The 17,791-nt window shown below is 34.9% G+C and carries 19 protein-coding genes; 13 read left to right on the top strand and 6 right to left on the bottom strand.

Annotated features, from left to right (window positions below):
* Positions 1 to 43 precede the first annotated feature (43 nt).
* The 4 genes from ACRD69_RS23810 (at position 44) to ACRD69_RS23795 (ending at position 3,890) form a co-directional block, all read left to right on the top strand.
* On the top strand, positions 44 to 1,027 hold the full coding sequence (locus ACRD69_RS23810; protein WP_430817655.1) for a helix-turn-helix domain-containing protein: 984 nt from the start codon (positions 44 to 46) through the stop codon (positions 1,025 to 1,027).
* Positions 1,024 to 2,070 (top strand): hypothetical protein, encoded by a 1,047-nt coding sequence (locus tag ACRD69_RS23805; RefSeq protein ID WP_430817654.1) that lies wholly within the window; start codon positions 1,024 to 1,026, stop codon positions 2,068 to 2,070. Before ACRD69_RS23810 ends, ACRD69_RS23805 begins: the two co-directional genes overlap by 4 nt.
* A 19-nt stretch (positions 2,071 to 2,089) precedes the next feature.
* Positions 2,090 to 2,677 carry a DUF4956 domain-containing protein gene (locus ACRD69_RS23800; protein ID WP_430817653.1) on the top strand — a complete coding sequence of 196 codons (588 nt, stop codon included), beginning with the start codon at positions 2,090 to 2,092 and terminating at the stop codon, positions 2,675 to 2,677.
* Between the two features lie 82 nt (positions 2,678 to 2,759).
* The gene (locus tag ACRD69_RS23795) at positions 2,760 to 3,890 is read left to right on the top strand and encodes a BamA/TamA family outer membrane protein (protein WP_430817652.1); all 1,131 of its coding nucleotides are present in this window, start codon (positions 2,760 to 2,762) and stop codon (positions 3,888 to 3,890) included.
* A gap of 29 nt (positions 3,891 to 3,919) precedes the next feature.
* Here the strand turns inward: ACRD69_RS23795 and ACRD69_RS23790 are convergent, their stop codons facing one another.
* The 3 genes from ACRD69_RS23790 to ACRD69_RS23780 all read right to left on the bottom strand — a co-directional run bounded on the left by ACRD69_RS23790 (position 3,920) and on the right by ACRD69_RS23780 (position 5,978).
* Positions 3,920 to 4,222 carry a TolC family protein gene (locus ACRD69_RS23790; RefSeq protein ID WP_430817651.1) on the bottom strand — a complete coding sequence of 101 codons (303 nt, stop codon included), beginning with the start codon at positions 4,220 to 4,222 and terminating at the stop codon, positions 3,920 to 3,922.
* Positions 4,212 to 4,613: a biotin/lipoyl-binding protein gene (locus ACRD69_RS23785; RefSeq protein ID WP_430817650.1), complete on the bottom strand. Its 402-nt coding sequence runs from the start codon at positions 4,611 to 4,613 to the stop codon at positions 4,212 to 4,214. The genes ACRD69_RS23790 and ACRD69_RS23785 overlap by 11 nt, the downstream gene beginning before the upstream one ends.
* 192 nt (positions 4,614 to 4,805) lie before the next feature.
* Complete coding sequence (locus ACRD69_RS23780; RefSeq protein ID WP_430817649.1) at positions 4,806 to 5,978, bottom strand: DcaP family trimeric outer membrane transporter; 1,173 nt, start codon at positions 5,976 to 5,978, stop codon at positions 4,806 to 4,808.
* Positions 5,979 to 6,724: 746 nt separating this feature from the next.
* On the opposite strand from ACRD69_RS23780, the gene ACRD69_RS23775 reads away from it, so the two are divergent.
* The 3 genes from ACRD69_RS23775 to ACRD69_RS23765 all read left to right on the top strand — a co-directional run bounded on the left by ACRD69_RS23775 (position 6,725) and on the right by ACRD69_RS23765 (position 8,839).
* Positions 6,725 to 6,949 (top strand): hypothetical protein, encoded by a 225-nt coding sequence (locus ACRD69_RS23775; protein WP_430817648.1) that lies wholly within the window; start codon positions 6,725 to 6,727, stop codon positions 6,947 to 6,949.
* 333 nt (positions 6,950 to 7,282) lie between these two features.
* Positions 7,283 to 7,843, top strand: a complete 561-nt coding sequence (locus ACRD69_RS23770; RefSeq protein ID WP_489685678.1) for a transposase — start codon at positions 7,283 to 7,285, stop codon at positions 7,841 to 7,843.
* 45 nt (positions 7,844 to 7,888) lie between these two features.
* Positions 7,889 to 8,839, top strand: a complete 951-nt coding sequence (locus ACRD69_RS23765) for a transposase (RefSeq protein WP_430817646.1) — start codon at positions 7,889 to 7,891, stop codon at positions 8,837 to 8,839.
* 87 nt (positions 8,840 to 8,926) lie between these two features.
* Here the strand turns inward: ACRD69_RS23765 and ACRD69_RS23760 are convergent, their stop codons facing one another.
* Complete coding sequence (locus ACRD69_RS23760) at positions 8,927 to 9,199, bottom strand: HU family DNA-binding protein (RefSeq protein ID WP_430817645.1); 273 nt, start codon at positions 9,197 to 9,199, stop codon at positions 8,927 to 8,929.
* A 235-nt stretch (positions 9,200 to 9,434) separates the two neighbouring features.
* Here ACRD69_RS23760 and ACRD69_RS23755 point away from each other — a divergent pair, with 235 nt between their 5' ends.
* The 4 genes from ACRD69_RS23755 to ACRD69_RS23740 are packed head-to-tail and all read left to right on the top strand — an operon-like array spanning position 9,435 to position 11,986.
* Positions 9,435 to 9,794 (top strand): response regulator, encoded by a 360-nt coding sequence (locus ACRD69_RS23755; RefSeq protein ID WP_430817644.1) that lies wholly within the window; start codon positions 9,435 to 9,437, stop codon positions 9,792 to 9,794.
* Between the two features lie 33 nt (positions 9,795 to 9,827).
* On the top strand, positions 9,828 to 10,187 hold the full coding sequence (locus ACRD69_RS23750; protein WP_430817643.1) for a response regulator: 360 nt from the start codon (positions 9,828 to 9,830) through the stop codon (positions 10,185 to 10,187).
* A gap of 3 nt (positions 10,188 to 10,190) precedes the next feature.
* A complete protein-coding gene (locus tag ACRD69_RS23745; RefSeq protein ID WP_430817642.1) occupies positions 10,191 to 10,796 on the top strand; it encodes a hypothetical protein in 606 nt (201 codons plus the stop codon).
* Positions 10,793 to 11,986: a sensor histidine kinase gene (locus tag ACRD69_RS23740; protein WP_430817641.1), complete on the top strand. Its 1,194-nt coding sequence runs from the start codon at positions 10,793 to 10,795 to the stop codon at positions 11,984 to 11,986. The genes ACRD69_RS23745 and ACRD69_RS23740 overlap by 4 nt, the downstream gene beginning before the upstream one ends.
* A gap of 7 nt (positions 11,987 to 11,993) precedes the next feature.
* Here ACRD69_RS23740 and ACRD69_RS23735 read toward each other — a convergent pair whose 3' ends face one another.
* Positions 11,994 to 12,665, bottom strand: a complete 672-nt coding sequence (locus ACRD69_RS23735; protein WP_430817640.1) for a response regulator transcription factor — start codon at positions 12,663 to 12,665, stop codon at positions 11,994 to 11,996.
* 11 nt (positions 12,666 to 12,676) lie between these two features.
* Entirely contained in the window at positions 12,677 to 15,088 is a 2,412-nt protein-coding gene (locus ACRD69_RS23730) for a PocR ligand-binding domain-containing protein (protein ID WP_430817639.1), read from the bottom strand.
* A 306-nt stretch (positions 15,089 to 15,394) separates the two neighbouring features.
* Between ACRD69_RS23730 and ACRD69_RS23725 the strand changes: the two genes are divergently transcribed.
* Positions 15,395 to 16,264: an RteC domain-containing protein gene (locus tag ACRD69_RS23725; RefSeq protein WP_430817638.1), complete on the top strand. Its 870-nt coding sequence runs from the start codon at positions 15,395 to 15,397 to the stop codon at positions 16,262 to 16,264.
* A gap of 747 nt (positions 16,265 to 17,011) precedes the next feature.
* Entirely contained in the window at positions 17,012 to 17,701 is a 690-nt protein-coding gene (locus ACRD69_RS23720; RefSeq protein WP_430817637.1) for an ArdC family protein, read from the top strand.
* Positions 17,702 to 17,791: the final 90 nt, after the last annotated feature.

Below are 17,791 nucleotides of genomic sequence, written 5' to 3'. Positions count from 1 at the left end.
TTTTAAGTAAGATTGTTATGGAATGTACTTTAAACCAAATCATATGGAAAACCAAACTTATTTTTACATACAACAGGAGTACCTGGACTTTGAATTTTTGAAAGAGGCAGCAAAGAATTGGGAACTAGATTTTAAGAAGTTAGATACTAGTGAGTTTTATGGAAAATTAAGTCTTGTGGATATTGGATTGATTCAAATATCCAGAACTACTTTAAAAGGGACTATTGACCAAGATGGCTTAACACCTAAAGGCTATCGAACATTCGTAATTCCAACCAGAGATACATCGCCTTATTTCTGGTTAAACAGAAAAGTAGATTCAAGTAAACTTCTTGTTTTTTCAAAAACATGCACACTTGATGGTATTTCACATGATTATTTCGATGTTTATACAATAAGTATTTGGGAAGAACATTTGCAAAAAATGATCGATGAGCATAAATTTATAAATCTGAGCAAGACGCTTATCAACGATGAAAGTGCTTTTTCGATTAATAATCATTTTATATATTACATGCAGAGCTTTCTGGAAATAATTTTCACGAGACTGGAAAAAGAGCCTTCAGCTGTTAATAATCCGAATTTGATTCATAAGCTTAAATATCGCTTACCTTTTATGATTTTAAGTTTTATTGATAGAAAAAAAGGGTATTCTATCAAACAATTAAATAGGAAAAGGGATGTTGCGATTTGTATTGCGGTTAGCTATATTTCTAAAAATATTCGTTCTAGTATAACGATGAAACAACTTTGCAAGGTAACAGGTGTATCAGAGAGGACTTTGGAATATGGTTTTCTTGAACGTTTCATGGTTTCTCCTATAACCTACATTAATCATTGTAAGTTAAATTGTATAAGGATGGAGCTTATTGCTAATACTTCAGGTGAATTAATTTCTGTCATAGCTCGTCATTATGGAGTGAATCATTTGGGACATTTTGCCTCTGATTATTACCAATTGTTTAATGAATTACCGAGTGAAACAAAGACTATTTATTCCAGGAAAAAAAAGATTTTAGCATTATGAAGTACTTCTTGTTTGTCTTATGTTCATTTAACTTCTGTATTTCATTAGCACAAAGCGATGATTATGGAATTTCTGATACAATATATAATGATTTCGGTTTGTTTGAGCAAGACGAAATACTTAAGCTATCTCTTTATTTTGATGTAAAGGCTTATACGCGAAAAAAGCCCAAAGATGAATATTTAAATGCCCTTTTGGTATATCACTTTAGTGAAAATGATTCTGTTAGCAATGAAATTAAAATAAAATCTCGAGGTGCATTCAGAAATGAATATTGTACATTCCCACCCCTAAAATTAAATTTTAAAAAAGCCAAATTTAAATACAGTGATGTTAATGAGATTAGTACCATGAAACTGGTAACACATTGTAATTATTCTCCGAAAAACACTCAATACATCTTCAAAGAGTACATGGTCTATAAATTGTATAATCTTATTTCAGATATAAGCTTTCGTGTGCGCTTAGTTCAGATAAATTATATCGATACGGGAAAAAAGAAAAAGACTATTTCTCATTACGGTTTTTTTATTGAGCCATTGAGTGTTTTAGGAGAACGTTTAAATTTATTACCGACAAAAGTATCTAATGTTTCTCAAAAACATATTCAGCCTGATATACTGGATCGGGTAGCCATATTTCAGTATATGGTTGGTAATACAGATTGGTCGGTATATCGTCAACACAACACAAAAGTATTAACCCCAATTGAACCAATCACAACAGTTAATGGAGTATTAATACCATATGATTTTGATTATTGTGGTTTGGTTAATGCCTCGTATGCTGTTCCAAGTGAGGATTCAAAGATTAGGAATGTAACAGAGCGATACTACGCAGGACTTTGCAGAGAGGATACTGTTTTGCAAAATGCCTTATTGGAATTTCTAAAAAAGCGAGATGATATGCATAATTATATTAATTCATTTGATCATATAGAGGATAGAGTAAAAAAACAAGTAGTCTCATATCTTGATTCTTTCTTTCAGGGAATTGAAAATGGAAAAACAGTCAAGCATATGAAAAGCACTTGTCTTAAATAATCATCTAATAGTAGGTATTATGACAGAAGCCAATGTATTTTACTTCGAATTTCATGAAGTGCTGATTCGATTTGTTATCAATCTATTAGTTATACTTTTAATAACATGGATTCGTTATCGTGAAAATATCGCAAATAGGCAATTCGCACCTTCATTTATTATGATGGGTATCAGTATCTTTCTTACCTGTTCGTATTTAGGAATGGTAAAGGTAGAACTCGGAATAGTTTTAGGGTTATTTGCTGTTTTTAGTATTCTCAGATTTAGGACTAAGAATGTACCTTTTTATGAAATGGTGAATTTGTTTGTGATAATTTCTACTTCTGCTATAAACGCACTTGCGAATTTTCCGAATGTATACCGCGGTTTAATCGTTTGTAATAGCATCGTTATTGTGGCAACATTTTTTCTTGAAATATACCGACAGAGAGCTATTCTGAATAAGAGAGAGATGGTAATTAACGAAATACATTTATTGGCTCCTATTAAAGAAGATGAACTTCTGGTCTACTTAAAAGAAACGACAGCCTTAAATGTTAAACATGTTGAAATTATTAATGTTAACAATGTTAAGAAGGAGGCAAGAATTATTATTTATTATTTATGAATAAGATATGTATCCCTTATACATTATTTCATTTAGTATTAATCACTCTTTAACTATAACTAACAATATAAGGACAAATCATATGAACAAGATTTGCTCACTTTTTATATTTCTTTTAGTTTCATCTTATTCGTTTGCACAAACTTCACCTAAAGAAAGTAAACCTGATTCATTATTTGATAAGTCAACTAAAACATTAGTAGCAGTTCCAATAATAAGTAATAGCCCAGCTATGAAGACAGGTTTTGGGGCAATGGGTATGTTATTCTTTAGGCCAATGAAAAAGGATACTCTTTCACCTCCCTCACTTGTTCGAGTAGCAGGATTATATTCTACAAATAAGAGCTACTATTTTTTTCCTATGACAAAATTATTTTGGGGCGATAATCGGCATCGGGCAACTCTTGTGATAGGTACAATAAGGATTAATAATGACTTTTTATATAACCAAGATGTGGAAGATTTACATCTAGTGTTTTCAGAGTTACGTTATTTTATTTCAGCCGAGTATAGTCGTCGGATAATTAATAATTTTTATTTGGGCATGCTTTACCTTGGAACACAAACACTGTACAAGTTTGATCAGGGAACGGACGCAGAGAATGAGTTTACGGAAGATTTTTTTAAACAGAACGACATTGGAGATAATTTTGTTTCAAGCATTGGTTTGAATCTTTCATATGACAGTAGAGACTATCCGTATTATCCTACTAAAGGGCTTGTTGCAAGCATTCGACCAAAAATGAATGCAACTTGGTTGGGGAGTGATAATAATTATGTAGACACAGACTTTATGTTTAAATATTATACAAACCTGAATTCTCAGAAAATTTTTGCATTAGCACTTAATGGTGGATTTGCCGCAGGAGACGTGCCTTTTGATGGATATCAGAATTATGGGGTGCGTAATTCATTACGAGGGTATACAACAGGTAAATACAAAGGTAAGAATATGGTTGCAGCTCAAGTTGAATACAGATGGAATTTCTATAAGCGCTGGGGAGCTGTTGCTTTTGCAGGAAGTGGAAGTGTATGGGGAACTGAAGAAATGGAAGATGGAGAAAAGGTTTTTGAAAGGCATTGGTTACCCAGCATTGGTTCAGGAATTCGTTTTACTATATCGAAAGCTAAAAAAGTTAACTTAAGGCTTGATTTTGCATGGGGAGTTGATGGTAATCAAGGCTTGTATTTTGGCGTTATGGAGGCCTTTTAAAAAACTACCTACAGCTCGATGATAAGCAGTCAAACTATAATAATAGTTACCCTTATTGAATATAGCTGGCTAATAACGGCATTTTGCCAAAAAAAAGTCTGAGCTTCTGTTACTTCGATAATAGATGATAAAACTTCTTTGTATTTGTTATTGGCGATTTTCAGATTCTCATGAGCACTTTCTTTGGTTTTATTTGCAATTTTAATTTTAGTAATGGCCTCTTCAAGACTTACATAAGCTAAATGAATCTCGAGCTGTATTGATTCCTTATTTTCACACACAATCATAGCCTGGTATTTGTTTGCATTAAGCCGGCTCTGTTTATTTGCCATCAGGCACAGTTGCTCCTTCGCTCGTTATTTTTTGCATTGTAAATAAAATTAGATGTACCATCAAGAGAGAAGAATTTGTCTTTTTTAATTGATTTGTTCTAGTGATATAAATTGAGTCAATAGCTGAAATTAGTTCTCCTTTATGAACAAGTTGACCATCTTGGATATTGAATTTATTTAAAACCCCAGATACACGAAAAGATAACTCAACTTCACGAATGGCATTTGTGAGAGCAGGGAAGATTCTTCCTGAGTATTGCGAATAATCCGAAATGGAGAATACCTTTATCGGACGAATATTTTTTTCAGGTTCTTCAGTTTGTGAACTAGTGTTACATCCAATTGCGAAAACAATGAAAAACAATGTTAAAATAATCTGTAGTTTCTGCATAAGTTATATTGTATAAAGTCTAAATTTATGATATTAGCTTTTCAATTAACGAACTGGCAAATACTAATACTAGTATTCCGCAAAAGATCATTAGTCTTACTGATTTACCTTCTAAGCTAATAACAGATTAATACTTATGTCATTTGTTGAGAAAATGGAACGAATAGTCTTCATGTAGCTTATTTTTAGTAATTAGAAATTAAACAAAAGCATAAATTCGATTCGAAAAGCATCACCACTTTCCCTGTTAAAGTCTTCTACATCTCCATATAAGGCTTCAATTCCTGTTGTTATATGATCATCAAGCAGCCAAAACAAATTACCAGAATAAAAACGTGCAATTGATTTCCTGTGAGAAAATTTTTCTACATCTGCTTCAAGGTGTGTCAACCCATAAACGAAGGTTGATTTTAATTTAGTTGGAGCCCACCAATGCTCATAAGCAACGTAACCTCCGTAAATCGGAAGCAACTGTAAATCTCCAGTACCATCAGGTATTGCATCATAACCACCTCCGCCAAATGAAACCAGATAACTGGCTATGCCTTTGCCAATAGTTCCTTGAGCAATTATTTTATCATGTTTTCCAATATTTAAACTACCTGATAAAGCAACACCTCCGGCATGCGACGATAAAGTCTTTTCAGATGATTTATAATGAAGCTTGCGGTATACAAATGCTAATTGGGCATGTCCCCAATTACCAGAAGTGTTGATGTGAGTAGCAAGATCAGGAAAGCCTTGATAAGTTTCAGTAAGAGTAGAATCAATCTCTGCAACTTGTCGAATGTCAGGACGCGGGGTTTCCAGAGAAATAGCCCATTTAGTATTATTGAAGTTTTTAGTATATCTAATTTGTGCTGCCCTTACCCAGATGCCAGTTGGTGGTCCATCAAAATCTATAACATCTGGCCAAGCATCTTCATCTGTAAAAACGGACCAAGACTGTCCCACGCGAAATGACTTTAGATCAACGTAAAAATGTCTGAGTCGAAAATTGAAAGTGCCTTGTCCAAAAAAATCACCTTCAAAATAGCAACTTACAAGACCTATTGATGGTGAGTTGTATAAAGTCTCAAGTTTAAGACGTGATTGTCTAACACCTAAGCTAAGTCGATTGCTGTTATCTGAATTAGACCCGGTTGGTATTGAGGGGACATTGAATGATTCGTAGTTTTGAAGCGCATTGAAATCATAGTTTCCATTTAGTTTTAGCTGTCCGCCAATTGTCACTTTGAATTTTGATTTAACTATTGAATCTAGCTCTGTTTCTTCAATAGTATTTAAGTCGCTTTGGGCACTTAGCTGCATTGAGGTAAACCAACATGCTATTAAAATGGTAATAAAACTTCGAGTTGTATTCATAATTTATAGATTTAGATCTGTTTAGTGTTTGGTATAATTATTAGTAGAATAGGTTAATAAAAAGTGAATCCATTATACTCATAAGGCTGTGGTCTTAAATCACTATTTAAATAGCTTTTGAATGATAGTAAGTGTTGAATCCAAACATAAGTGGTATGTATTAGATAGTTGATTAGGTTATTTAAGAGAGCTATTTTATCATAATTGCAAATTATTTGAATATGAAACGTTTAAAATCAAGGTAATGCAGCTGTTTTTTTATTAACGTATCTTATAAATTAAATGTTTAAGTAAAAAATAGTTTGTGGATTCTGTTTGATTTGTGTGAAATCTCATTAAGATATTAATTATACTTTGCCATGCTTAATTAATTTGAATCTATTTTTTAGGTAAGGCCACACAAGAATTAGAAAAATTCAAAGTGTGATGGGAAGTTGTTGAAAATTTTGATTAGTAATTGGGAGCTCTTGTAGCCTTTCCTGAAAAAAAGATTACGTATGTACAACTTGTGGGGAAGCTTTCTGGAAGGCCAGTGGATCTAGTTTACTTTCCAATTCTAAAAAGTAATCTCACGAAACACAATTAATACAAGAAAGCCATTGAAATATGAATATGAGGTAAGGAAATTCTACGCAATTACCAGTTTTAATTATTGCAAGTATCCCTTTGTTAATCATCTTACTCGGAATGTGCATAGATTATCATTAGTCTCAAAAAAGGCATTTTAACAAACATTTAGATAGAATATGGATTACCAAGTAGCTAGTAATAGGTTCAGCCTAGATAAAGTGATTACTAAACTTAAAGGGCTTGATTTTATTGAGATAATTAAAGAGCTTAATAATGAAATTGATAGTGCTGAATTTGTAAAGATTCCAAATAAAAGTCCTTATATGAGAGATATTGAGTATATTAAAATTAGATATATTTCAGATTTAAAAGATTTAGAATTTTTATTTAGTCAAGGATAAAAACAGTAGGAGTAAGTGACGAAACATTGAATAATATCAAACCTTTGTTGAGAGAATTAATTGGAAAAGGGCAGCTAAAAGAAAGCATATTAAAAATTTATGAATAATATAGGGTGTCTCACAAAACCACCTAAAATGAAACTAACTAAGCTAAAGCAAAAAGAGGGTGTCCAAAAAACGGATGCCCTCTTTTTTATTCATAATCAATGAATTATAGTCTTGATTATTTGTTTAAATGCCTAATATTAAGTATCTTAAGGCATGAAACAAATCAATTTCAAGCCCTATAATCAAGGTCAATCTGAGCTTTTCCCGTCCCGCCTTGATTAGTTTATTCCCGAGAATGCACCGGTTCGTTTAGTCAGTCAAGTGGTGGATGAGCTTGATATAGACGATATCGTAAAGAGTTACAAAGCTGGCGACTGTAAAGGCTATCACCCTAGAATGTTGCTAAAAGTGCTGTTTTACAGCTATCTGAGTAATGTGTTTTCATGCCGTAAGATGGAGCAGGCATTGACAGAATGTATTGCTTATATGTGGCTTAGTGGAAAGCAGTTCCCGAAACATTCGTGCATTAACGATTTTAGAAGTAAGCGCCTGAAAAAGCACATTCATAAGCTGTTTACGCAAGTTGTATTCCTCCTGGTTGATTTGGGCTATGTAAGTCTGGATGTACAGTATATTGATGGTACAAAGATTGAAAGTAGGGCCAACCGCTACAGTTTTGTTTGGCGCAAGTCTGTGGAAAAGTACAAAGCCAGTCTGGAGAAGAAGATAGGCAATATTCTGGAGCAAATAGAACATGGTATTGCCGACGATAACCAAAGCCATGATGATGAACCTCGTCCTTTTGATTCGGACGAACTCAAAAAGCGGATTGCGCAAATCAAGTAGTCAGAGAAAGCGCAGGAGAAACCAGTCAAGAAGCTGGTAAAGGAGTTGGAGAACAAGCATCTGCCCAAACTTGAAGAATACGGACAAAAACTCGAAGACATTGGTGACAGCCGCAATTCCTGTTCTAAAACTGACAAGGAAGCCACCTTCATGCGCATGAAAGAAGACCACATGAAGAACGGGCAATTAAAGCCAGCTTACAATGTGCAGATGAGTAACGAGAACCAGTTTATTACTCATTATGGCATTTATCAGAATCCAACTGACACACGCACTTTTATTGATTACCTCACAGGTTTTTGTAAGCGCTACGATAAGCAATCCAAAGAAGTAGTAGCTGATAGTGGCTATGGCAGCGAAGAAAATTACGAGCATCTGGAAAAAGAGCAAATTGAACACTATGTGAAGTTCAACTATTTTCATACAGAACAAAAGAAAGCGTTTAAAACCGATCCGTACAAAGTAGAGAATTTGCATTACAATACAGTAGGCGATTACTTTGTATGCCCGATGGGACAGCACATGCATTTTGTTGCAGAGTACGAAAAACAAAATACCAATGGCTATAATAGCACACTACGCAAGTATAGGGCAAAAAACTGCAGCGGCTGCCAAATCAGGGGACGATGCTTCAAAGGTAAGGGCAACCGTAGCATTGAAGTAAACTTTAGGCTGAGGGCTTACAAACAAAAAGCCAGAGAAGCACTTAACAGTGATAAAGGCCTCAACCACCGAAGTAAACGCCCCATTGAGCCAGAGGCCGTCTTTGGTCAGATTAAATACAACAAAGGGTTTAATCGATTCAAATTAAAAGGGCTTGAAGGTGTTGGCCTGGAGTTTGGCCTAGTTGCGATTGCCTTAAATATTAGTAAGATGACCAAAAAGCTGAAGGAAAAGGCTCAAAAAGCTAATTATTTAGCTGGGAAACGACTATTAGCCTTCATATCTAGCTTTAAACACAAATATCAGCCCATACACAACATCGCAGCAGCATAGCAATTATGCAAAGAAAATCTATTTTAAAGCACAAAAAAAGCATGTCTCAATTTTGGACACCCTCGTCACTAATTCCAATAGTATCTTTTAGTTAATACTATCATCCAAAGCTTTCCCAGCTTTAAATTTTGCTACACTTTTTGCAGCTATCTGAATTTTCTTACCAGTTTGAGGATTTCTACCTGTACGAGCTGAACGCTCAGAAACAGAAAATGTACCAAAGCCAATTAATTGAATGCTTTCCTTTTTAGCTAGTGTTTCTTTTGTTGTTTCTACAAATGCGTTAATTGCTTTTTCAGCATCTACTTTTGTAATACTTGCTTTTTCAGCAATAGCTGAAACTAATTCTTGTTTATTCATATCGAGTTAAATTATATCTTCACTAAACTATGAATTTTTATCGAAAACTGAAGTATGAATTGAAGAGCATCACCAGAGAAATGAATAACCCTCTCTTCTAGGTAAATTACCTATTATAATAGGTAATTTACTAATATCTAAATAGGTAAAATTAATTCTTAATGATAAAGTCTTGTATCTAATTTTGTTCTCAGTTATTTAAGCTCGTTTGGAGCTGGGGAAAATAATGCGGAGAATGAAAATACTCATAGTTGATGATGCCAAGGATGCCCGTATGATTGGGAAGTACATGCTAAAGGACTTTAGTGTTGAAGTAATTGAGGCTTGTAACGGCCTTGAGGCATGGCCGCTAATTATTCGTGAAAAACCAGATGTCATACTATTGGATCTTGAAATGCCACTAATGGACGGCTATGAGGTCATGGAAGAACTGATTAAGGAAGCTTATTCAATCCCTACCTTAGTAATGACGTCACATAACTCAATACAAGTTAAAGAATTATGTTATTCGCTTGGAGCACAAGCATTCTTTCCCAAACCCATTAGCTTAAAACTATTTAGGAATACCTTCTTCAACCTTAACCTCGTTGACTGATTAATTGTGTTATTAACCTACTAAATGGAAACAATGAAGAAAATTTTGATTGTAGATGATTCCTACGTGGCTCGTTTATACCTGGAGAGCCTTTTGGAAGGGCAAGGATACGCTTTAGCTCAGGCGGAAGATGGGCAGGTAGCTCTTGAAATGATGGAGTATGAGCCACCACATGCCATGATTATTGATTTGCTGATGCCTCGGATGACAGGGTTACAATTATTAGAAGCCTTGCAGGATTATAAAAATCGTCCTGAAGTGATTGTTGTATCTGCGGATATTCAGGAGTCAACACGACAGCGTTGTCAGGAACTTGGAGCGAAAGCATTCTTAAGTAAGCCAGTAATGCAAGGGGAGCTTTTAAAAAAGGTAAATCAACTTTTCAACTCATAGTCTATGAAAGTGACAAGTCTACAGTTGGACGCATTAAAGGAACTTATAAACATTGGGGTAGGAAATGGCGCTAACCTGTTGAATAAAATGCTTAATAAACCAATTGCGTTAAATACAATTGAAGTACATATACTGAGTCATAAAGATTACGAGAGTTATATTGATTTTGAAGAAAATACCTCTATTGTACACATGGGTTTTGACGGAACATTTGGAGGTAGAGTAAATCTAATTTTCCCTAATAAGGATGCAGTACGTTTGTTGGAGTTAATTGCTCCATGGCTGAATGTTGATGCAAGTATTGGAAAGGTAAAAAAGAATGTGTTAACAGAAGTGGGTAATATTGTTATTAATGGAGTAATTGGTAGTTTATCAAATGTATTAAAGTTACAATCCAGCTATTCACTGCCACAGTATTATCAAGGGCATATAAGTGAACTGCTTAAGACTGAACAAATAGGCGCAGTAATTCTTGCAAATACACAGTACGCTATAGAAGAAGAATCCATAAAAGGAACATTACTGATTTTTCTAGAGCTCCGTTCTATAGTTGAATTACAAAAACACTTAGATAAATTAGTTAATAATCAGTCAGAGTCTAATTTATGAATTTAGAAGAGCTGTCGCTTATTTACGATGCCTTACCAACAGGTATCTGTCTGGTCAATCAATCAAGAGAAGTGGTTTATGGCAATGAAAATTTTAAACAATTAATTGGTACAGCAGATAAACCATGGCAAAATTTGGCATTGGGAAAAGTATTTCCTGTATTTGAAGAAGCTTTTTTTAGTGCCAGGCTTGAACAGGTTTTCGAAGAACATACACCTATGTTTATTTCATCAGGTCTTCATGGAGATTTATTAGGTGTCGGTTTAGAAAAGGCAGTAACTTATTGCGAAATTTCAATATCACCTCTTAAAATTAACTGCAGTTCTTCAGGTGAGCTATTGGTTTTAAGTGTGGAAAATATTACAGATATGATGCAGCAGATTCGTCAGCAAAAGAACCTGTTGAAATGTCTGCATAAGCAATTGAAAAAATCAGAAGTTGTAAAGGCGGAAATGAAACAAGTACAACAACACTTGCAGGAAGCAAATACATCTAAGGATAAACTGTTTTCCATCATCGGTCATGATTTAAGAACTCCTTTTGCAGCCATGGTGGCTATCAGTGAATTACTCATGCGTGAAGCACAAGCGAAAGTATGTGAGAAAGAAACAAAAAAGCTTTATGACTCCATATGGATGGCCTCAAATCAGGGAATGGAGTTGGTAACTAATCTCTTTAATTGGGCTCAATCACAGTCCAATCGCATAGTAGCAATTCCCAGAACTTTTAATCTATTGACAATGTTAGATGAATTGCGTAGTCTCTACCATCTTAATCTGAATAAAAAGAACTTATTGCTATTGGTAAGACACAAAGAAGAAAAAGTATTTGTGAAAGGAGATATTGATATGATAAAGGTAATCCTTCAAAACCTGGTGTCTAATGCAATTAAGTTTTCACCAGAAGGTGAGGATGTGGAAGTTAAAATACATAAAAATGGTTGTGACCGTGTTAGAGTATCTGTTCAGGATAAAGGCTGTGGTATGAGAGATACGGTAGTGAAAGCGATATTAAATAACGAGCGCATCGAACCTGCTATTGGGAGTCATATGGAAAAAGGCACGGGGCTTGGTCTTACTGTATGTCAGGATTTTTTAAAGGTACATAATAGTACATTAGAAATTGATAGCACACCGGGAAAAGGAAGTACATTTAGTTTTTCATTGCCAGTAAGTTTTGAATTTGTTTAAAGGACCTCTAAAATGTTAATAATGAATCCAGGTTGACCAACTCATTCTTGATACTATAGATCACCAGCCTGATCAAATTTTTACAGCCTGTCTTAGCTAATAAGTTTTCTTTATGCTTATCAACTGTTCGTTCAGATATATGGAAGCGTTTGGCAATTTCAGGTCTTGTATAACCTTTACAAAACATGACCAATATTTCTCTTTCGCGTGAGCTAAGTGGCTTGTTTAATAAACGTTTATTGTTAGAGCCATGGTCAATGATGGCACGCTTTGAGAGTGATAGGAGTACTTTATTTGAGAAATAGTTATTCTTGTTCAATACGGCATCGATGGCTTTGGTAATTTCTTCAGGAGAGACTTCTTTAAGCAAATAGCCATCTACACCTGCATCGATCATTAGCTCAACATGTTCAAGACTTTCAAGTGATGATAAAGCAATGATTTTAGTTTCCGGGAAATGGGTTTTAATATATTTTGTTGTTTCTATACCGTTAAGAACAGGCATCAGAATATCCATAAAAACGATATCTGGTTTATAACCGTCCTCCATCATATCTATAAACACCTTTCCATTCAGGGCTGTCTTCAATTCTTCAATTTTCTCGTTTAGCCTTAAAAATGACTTAAAGCCCTCAATAAATAATGGGTGGTCATCTACAATTGCTATTGAATAATTCATAATGTTAGGTTTTAGGTTAGTATCTCTCTTTTCGATTTTGCTTTTAACTGCATTCCGACTATTAATCCACAGTTTGCGATCGGAAAGAACTGGCAATGCCCACCGTAAGTATTTAGGCGAGTTTGTATGTTTTTAAGACCATTCCCAGGCAGTGATTGTGGAGAGCCATTATTGAATATGCCTTGTCCAATATCTTCATAAAGTATGTAGATCTCATCTTCAAATGAAAAGAGGCGAATTTGTATATCCGTTGCTTTTCCATGCTTTATTGCATTGTTAATGAGTTCTGTAATAATTCGGTAAAGAGCCAGTTTAATATTACGTTCCGGTTCAAGATTAAGATTATCTGTCAAGAATTTAATATTAACTTGTTCCACCTGGTTATATAACAGGCTGATACTTTCTAAGCTTTCTGCAAGGCCTAATGTCTCCAGTTCAGGTGGATTTAGTTCCCGGGCAACCATTCGGATATCAGAAGCTGTCTTTTTGACAATGGAGTCGACCTGTTGTAATATGGAATTATCCGGAAACTGTGTGTTAAGGGTGTTCATGTACATGCTTAGTGCAGACATGGTGGCACCGATGGAATCATGTAACTCCATAGAAATACGAGTACGTAAACGTTCTTCAGCTTGCCAAATGGCTTCCACCACCTGCTTATCACGTTCTCTTTGTTGGGTAACGTCAATGGATATACCACGTATACCTATCAGTTGATTATCTATATCGAAGATTGGTTTACCAGATGCGGTGAAAAAGGTTCTTTTGCCTGCTTTATCAAGGAATACTTCAAAGTCACTAAATTCTCTTGGGTTTTCGGGGAATTGATTGACAAATTCATAAAGCTTACCATGGAGTTCTGGATTAAAAAGGTAGGAGATAGGTTGTTCAATCAATTCCTCAGCAGAATAATCTGAATACTTTAAGATATTAGGTGAAACAAAACGAATAAGGCCTTGCATATTCACTTCCCAAACAATTCCTGTCAGGTGTTCCACTATTTCCTTATAGTCATGTTGACTTTTTTGTAATTGTTTATTCTTTTCAACAACCCGCTCTTCCAGCTTATTCTTGTAACGAATCAATTCTTTTTCCATCGCCAGCTTCTCTGTGATATCCTCTTTGATGGCTACATAATGTGAAATTGTTCCATTGGTATAATATGGACTGATAATGCATTTTTCGGCAAACAGGCTACCATCTTTTCGCTTATTCTGAAATCCTCCTTTCCAGGTCAATCCTTGACTTATTTGTCGCCATAATGTCTCATAGGTACCTTCAGGTGTGATACCTGATTTAAGTATCCGTGGATTTTGTCCAAGAACTTCAGTTGGTGTATAACCTGTGTTTTGACAGAATTGCTCGTTCACGTACTCAATATTGGCATCACTGTCGGTAATTACAATGGCAACAGGGCTGTTATCAATTATTTGCTTCAGCTTAGTGACTTCATTGTATGCTTTAGCTTCATATGAAATGTTTCTGATGTGCAGGGTAGTGCCTCCAAAACGATTAAAGGCATTACGTCGATACGCTACAGTTCCTTTGTATTCTTCGACGTGTCCATTTTTTTTCAATGGAAAGTAAAAGTTATGAGTTTTCTTGCTGCGCTTAACTTTTTCAAGGATAATGCACAGCTCATCCTTAATTTGAGGATGGATATTCAGTTGGGAATAGTGCAGGCCTTTAATGTTTTTATAATCTTCCTCCAATAAACCTACCTTAAATGGCGTATAATACTCTTCAAAGCAATCCTTCGTATCAAGGGAGTAGATGTAATCATCAAGAGACAGTAAGGTAGTGGTAAGAATTTCATCCCGGCGTCTACTGTCAGCTGTTAACTTATCAAGTTGTTTGCTTTTAGTTAGGGGCAACTCTCCATCTTCTGAGTTTTGTATACTTTTTGTAACTAGGCTGGCCAATGATTTTAAAAAGCGGATGATCTCTTGGACTTTCGCTTCATCAAAGCGTTGTACATTTTCTATTTCAGCAAGGTATTCACTTCTGTTGAAACCATATTTGTCTGCTAAGGACTCATAAAATGATATATCTGGCTCTGACATAAAAAATTGACCGGAGAATATATTGGCAATGTGTTCTCCTTCCCAATAAACAGGGACGGCTAGATCCACTAACCCGTTCAAGCATGTGTAGATGGCATGCTCTTTACCCGATTTTAAATGTCGCGCCAGATAAGTGTCACTGATGATACAGTTTTTATTGGTTTGCTCGCATTGGCGGTGATAATGGGTACAGGCTTTAATCCAGCCGGCACCTATATGTTCACCTTTGGGCTTATATAGAAGTCCACCGTTCACATCAGTTAAGGTAATTGGAATACCACATAATGCATGGAAGCTCTCAAACAGTTCCTGTAGAGTAGCCAGATCAATAATCCGGTGAAGTATTTTGTTCCCTTTCATGTGTATTTTATTCCGTAAATTTAGGAGGTATTCCTTCTACTTCTATTGAATTTAATCAATTCTAGGTAAATTACCTATAAAAATAGGTAATCTACTTATTTCTTTTAAGTGGCCTAATATCGAAATTTACAGTATGGCTCTCATAGTTATATAATCGGGAATTTTAGTGAGAGATATTTGGTTGTAAAAACCGGATTATCTCTGGTGATTTTAGGTTGCAAGTTGGTAAATAAGTTTTACCAACTTGTTTTGTTCGCTTCTTCTTATCGGGATAGTCTTTTTCTAACGGGTAGTTTAAGAATGGTAATGAATGAAGCTCATATACGAATTGTTCAAAATTTGGAGGCCGGACTGATTAAGTTGGAAAACAAAAGACTTGAACCATTATTACTAATGGAAGAATCCATTGGTCAGATCACTTTGGCTCTATTGGAAATGAAGAATGTTGTATTGACCGAAGGGTTTGAAAGTGAGAAATGTGAAATTCATTTCTTTAAAGAGATAAAACCAAAGGTATACAGTCAACTTATTTATTACTTAAGATTAATGAAAATTGAAACGTTTCGTTCTGCATTAGCCAGTGACGGACAAATGTGCTATCTATCTTCGATTATCAAGGAATTAGAACAATTTTATATCAGCCATACCGATTTATATAGGTATTACCGTTTGAATCTGAACTATATGGATAAGCAATATTTTTTACGGAATATGAACAAGGATGTTAAAGATATAGAACAAATACACCTGATGTTGGATGCTCAGTTTTCTGCGCCTCATGATTATACATGGGCAAAATTTATCGCTCATGAGCAATTGATCAAGCATCTGGATTTAGAGTTAGAGCTGGTAAAGCAAGGGAATAGCAATAAACCATTAAATAAATACAAGTGGCTTGATGAAACATCCTTTCGCTGGACAGATGCTAAAGTAGCATTAGTGGAGTTGATATACGCTATTCATAGCGCAAGATCAATCAATGAGGGGCGAACTGAGATTAAGAAGCTGGTACGATTATTTGAGCTAATGTTTAATATTGAATTAAGTGATGCCTATCGTGCATTTCTTGATATAAGAGGAAGAAAAATAGAACGTACTCGTTATCTGGATCATCTGAAAGAAAGTTTGATCAATCGCATGGATGATTGGGATAATAAGGATTTAAATAATGTATAGTAACTATTGCAGTATAACGATTATTAAATAATTTTGTGATGAAGAAAAGATATACTTAAATTAAAATATAGCTTGTAAGCTTTTATTCTGTGTTCCGAAAATCGTCAATTTTAATGCACCACAGGAGTATTAGCAGATCACGCATGGCCTTGCGTGGACTGTTCGTATTTGTGGTGCGGGTGTTTGACGATACCTCTGGAACGAATATTGTGGCGGTTCCACGCTCTTTTTTTAGGTCATCTTCAAATAAGCTATATGAATTCGAAAAATAAGTTTGATTATTCAGTTGCAGATCTTTTGGTACCAATGTTAGGATGTTTTCATGGCCAGGTAATTGACAATTGTCCTTTTAAGAAGTATTGGCATGGTACCTTAGAAGAACGATACAAAACCCTGGCGGAAATGAATAAGACAGAACTTGAAAATCTACGGTCTTTTCACCGAAACTGTGTAACTAATAAGTATAGAGATCGGTTAGCCGGTAAGTTACGTTTCTAGAACAGTATAGAATAACAGATAAATCCACACCACATAAATTCCGTCAAAGTTATTGATCGCCGAAAAGGATTCGTCAAGTGCGGCTGAACCTGCCGATTTACAGTCAGCCGTCCTTCTGATGCGTTCAGTTTTTTATCTAAAAAAACAGACATGCACACTTGACGTGTATCCTTTCTGCTTAATGGTATTCGCCAAAATTTAATGGCGTGCCAGAAGCCGAAATAAATCTGCAAGGCAGCAGTAAATACAATGAATAATTTTGATATTTATGAAACAGTCACCAATTTAATTATTGATCGATTAGAGAAAGGTGTTATTCCATGGGCATTGCCTTGGAAAACTTCTGATGCCATTCCACGTAATCTTATTTCGAAAAAACCTTACCGAGGATTTAATTTCTGGTATTTATTGAGTTTTGAATTTGAACGACCTTACTTTCTAACATTTAATCAGGTTAAACAGTTAGGAGCATCCATTAAAAAGGGAGCCAAATCATTCATCGTAATTTTCTGGAAAATATTAGAAGTTAAGAAAGATAATGAAATCGAAGAAATTCCGATACTTCGCTACTATCGAGTATTCCACATAGATGACATTGAAGGTATCAGTGAAAAGAAAATTCCTACTGACGAATCTTTTGTCCATGATTTCGAAACGATTGAATCATGCGAAGAATTAATAAAAAACTGGAATGATGCACCAGTAATTAAACATGGAAATAAAAAGGCCTGTTACATTCCTTTGAAGGATGAAATTCATATGCCGGATGCCAAACACTTTTTTAAAAATGAAGAGTATTATTCAACCCTGTACCATGAGATCGTGCATAGTACTGGTCATAGTAAACGACAGAACCGCCATCAACGATTTTCAAATCTTAAATTTGGAAGTAAAGATTACAGTCAGGATTATCCGAACAAGAATCTTATCCTAAATTAATTATCACATCATCTGGTATGCAGCCGCCTAATCATCTAAAAGTTAGGATGATATTTTCCCTTTCATCCGTATATTATTCTTGAGTTTCAC

Source organism: Carboxylicivirga agarovorans (assembly GCF_050589845.1).
In the GTDB taxonomy this organism is placed as follows: domain Bacteria; phylum Bacteroidota; class Bacteroidia; order Bacteroidales; family Marinilabiliaceae; genus Carboxylicivirga; species Carboxylicivirga agarovorans.
The sequence above is the reverse complement of the archived record's forward strand: the minus strand, read 5'-3'. Positions and strand labels throughout refer to the sequence as shown.

What these genes read in the sequence shown, in the direction of transcription:
- ACRD69_RS23800 (WP_430817653.1), top strand. Translation starts at nt 2,090, where the DNA reads ATGACAGAAGCCAATGTATTTTACTTCGAATTTCATGAAGTGCTGATT.
- ACRD69_RS23775 (WP_430817648.1), top strand. Translation starts at nt 6,725, where the DNA reads ATGGATTACCAAGTAGCTAGTAATAGGTTCAGCCTAGATAAAGTGATT.
- ACRD69_RS23740 (WP_430817641.1), top strand. Translation starts at nt 10,793, where the DNA reads ATGAATTTAGAAGAGCTGTCGCTTATTTACGATGCCTTACCAACAGGT.
- ACRD69_RS23780 (WP_430817649.1), bottom strand. Translation starts at nt 5,978, where the DNA reads ATGAATACAACTCGAAGTTTTATTACCATTTTAATAGCATGTTGGTTT.
- ACRD69_RS23795 (WP_430817652.1), top strand. Translation starts at nt 2,760, where the DNA reads ATGAACAAGATTTGCTCACTTTTTATATTTCTTTTAGTTTCATCTTAT.
- ACRD69_RS23725 (WP_430817638.1), top strand. Translation starts at nt 15,395, where the DNA reads ATGAATGAAGCTCATATACGAATTGTTCAAAATTTGGAGGCCGGACTG.
- ACRD69_RS23790 (WP_430817651.1), bottom strand. Translation starts at nt 4,222, where the DNA reads ATGGCAAATAAACAGAGCCGGCTTAATGCAAACAAATACCAGGCTATG.
- ACRD69_RS23755 (WP_430817644.1), top strand. Translation starts at nt 9,435, where the DNA reads ATGAAAATACTCATAGTTGATGATGCCAAGGATGCCCGTATGATTGGG.
- ACRD69_RS23810 (WP_430817655.1), top strand. Translation starts at nt 44, where the DNA reads ATGGAAAACCAAACTTATTTTTACATACAACAGGAGTACCTGGACTTT.
- ACRD69_RS23750 (WP_430817643.1), top strand. Translation starts at nt 9,828, where the DNA reads ATGAAGAAAATTTTGATTGTAGATGATTCCTACGTGGCTCGTTTATAC.
- ACRD69_RS23720 (WP_430817637.1), top strand. Translation starts at nt 17,012, where the DNA reads ATGAATAATTTTGATATTTATGAAACAGTCACCAATTTAATTATTGAT.
- ACRD69_RS23805 (WP_430817654.1), top strand. Translation starts at nt 1,024, where the DNA reads ATGAAGTACTTCTTGTTTGTCTTATGTTCATTTAACTTCTGTATTTCA.
- ACRD69_RS23785 (WP_430817650.1), bottom strand. Translation starts at nt 4,613, where the DNA reads ATGCAGAAACTACAGATTATTTTAACATTGTTTTTCATTGTTTTCGCA.
- ACRD69_RS23745 (WP_430817642.1), top strand. Translation starts at nt 10,191, where the DNA reads ATGAAAGTGACAAGTCTACAGTTGGACGCATTAAAGGAACTTATAAAC.
- ACRD69_RS23730 (WP_430817639.1), bottom strand. Translation starts at nt 15,088, where the DNA reads ATGAAAGGGAACAAAATACTTCACCGGATTATTGATCTGGCTACTCTA.
- ACRD69_RS23735 (WP_430817640.1), bottom strand. Translation starts at nt 12,665, where the DNA reads ATGAATTATTCAATAGCAATTGTAGATGACCACCCATTATTTATTGAG.
- ACRD69_RS23760 (WP_430817645.1), bottom strand. Translation starts at nt 9,199, where the DNA reads ATGAATAAACAAGAATTAGTTTCAGCTATTGCTGAAAAAGCAAGTATT.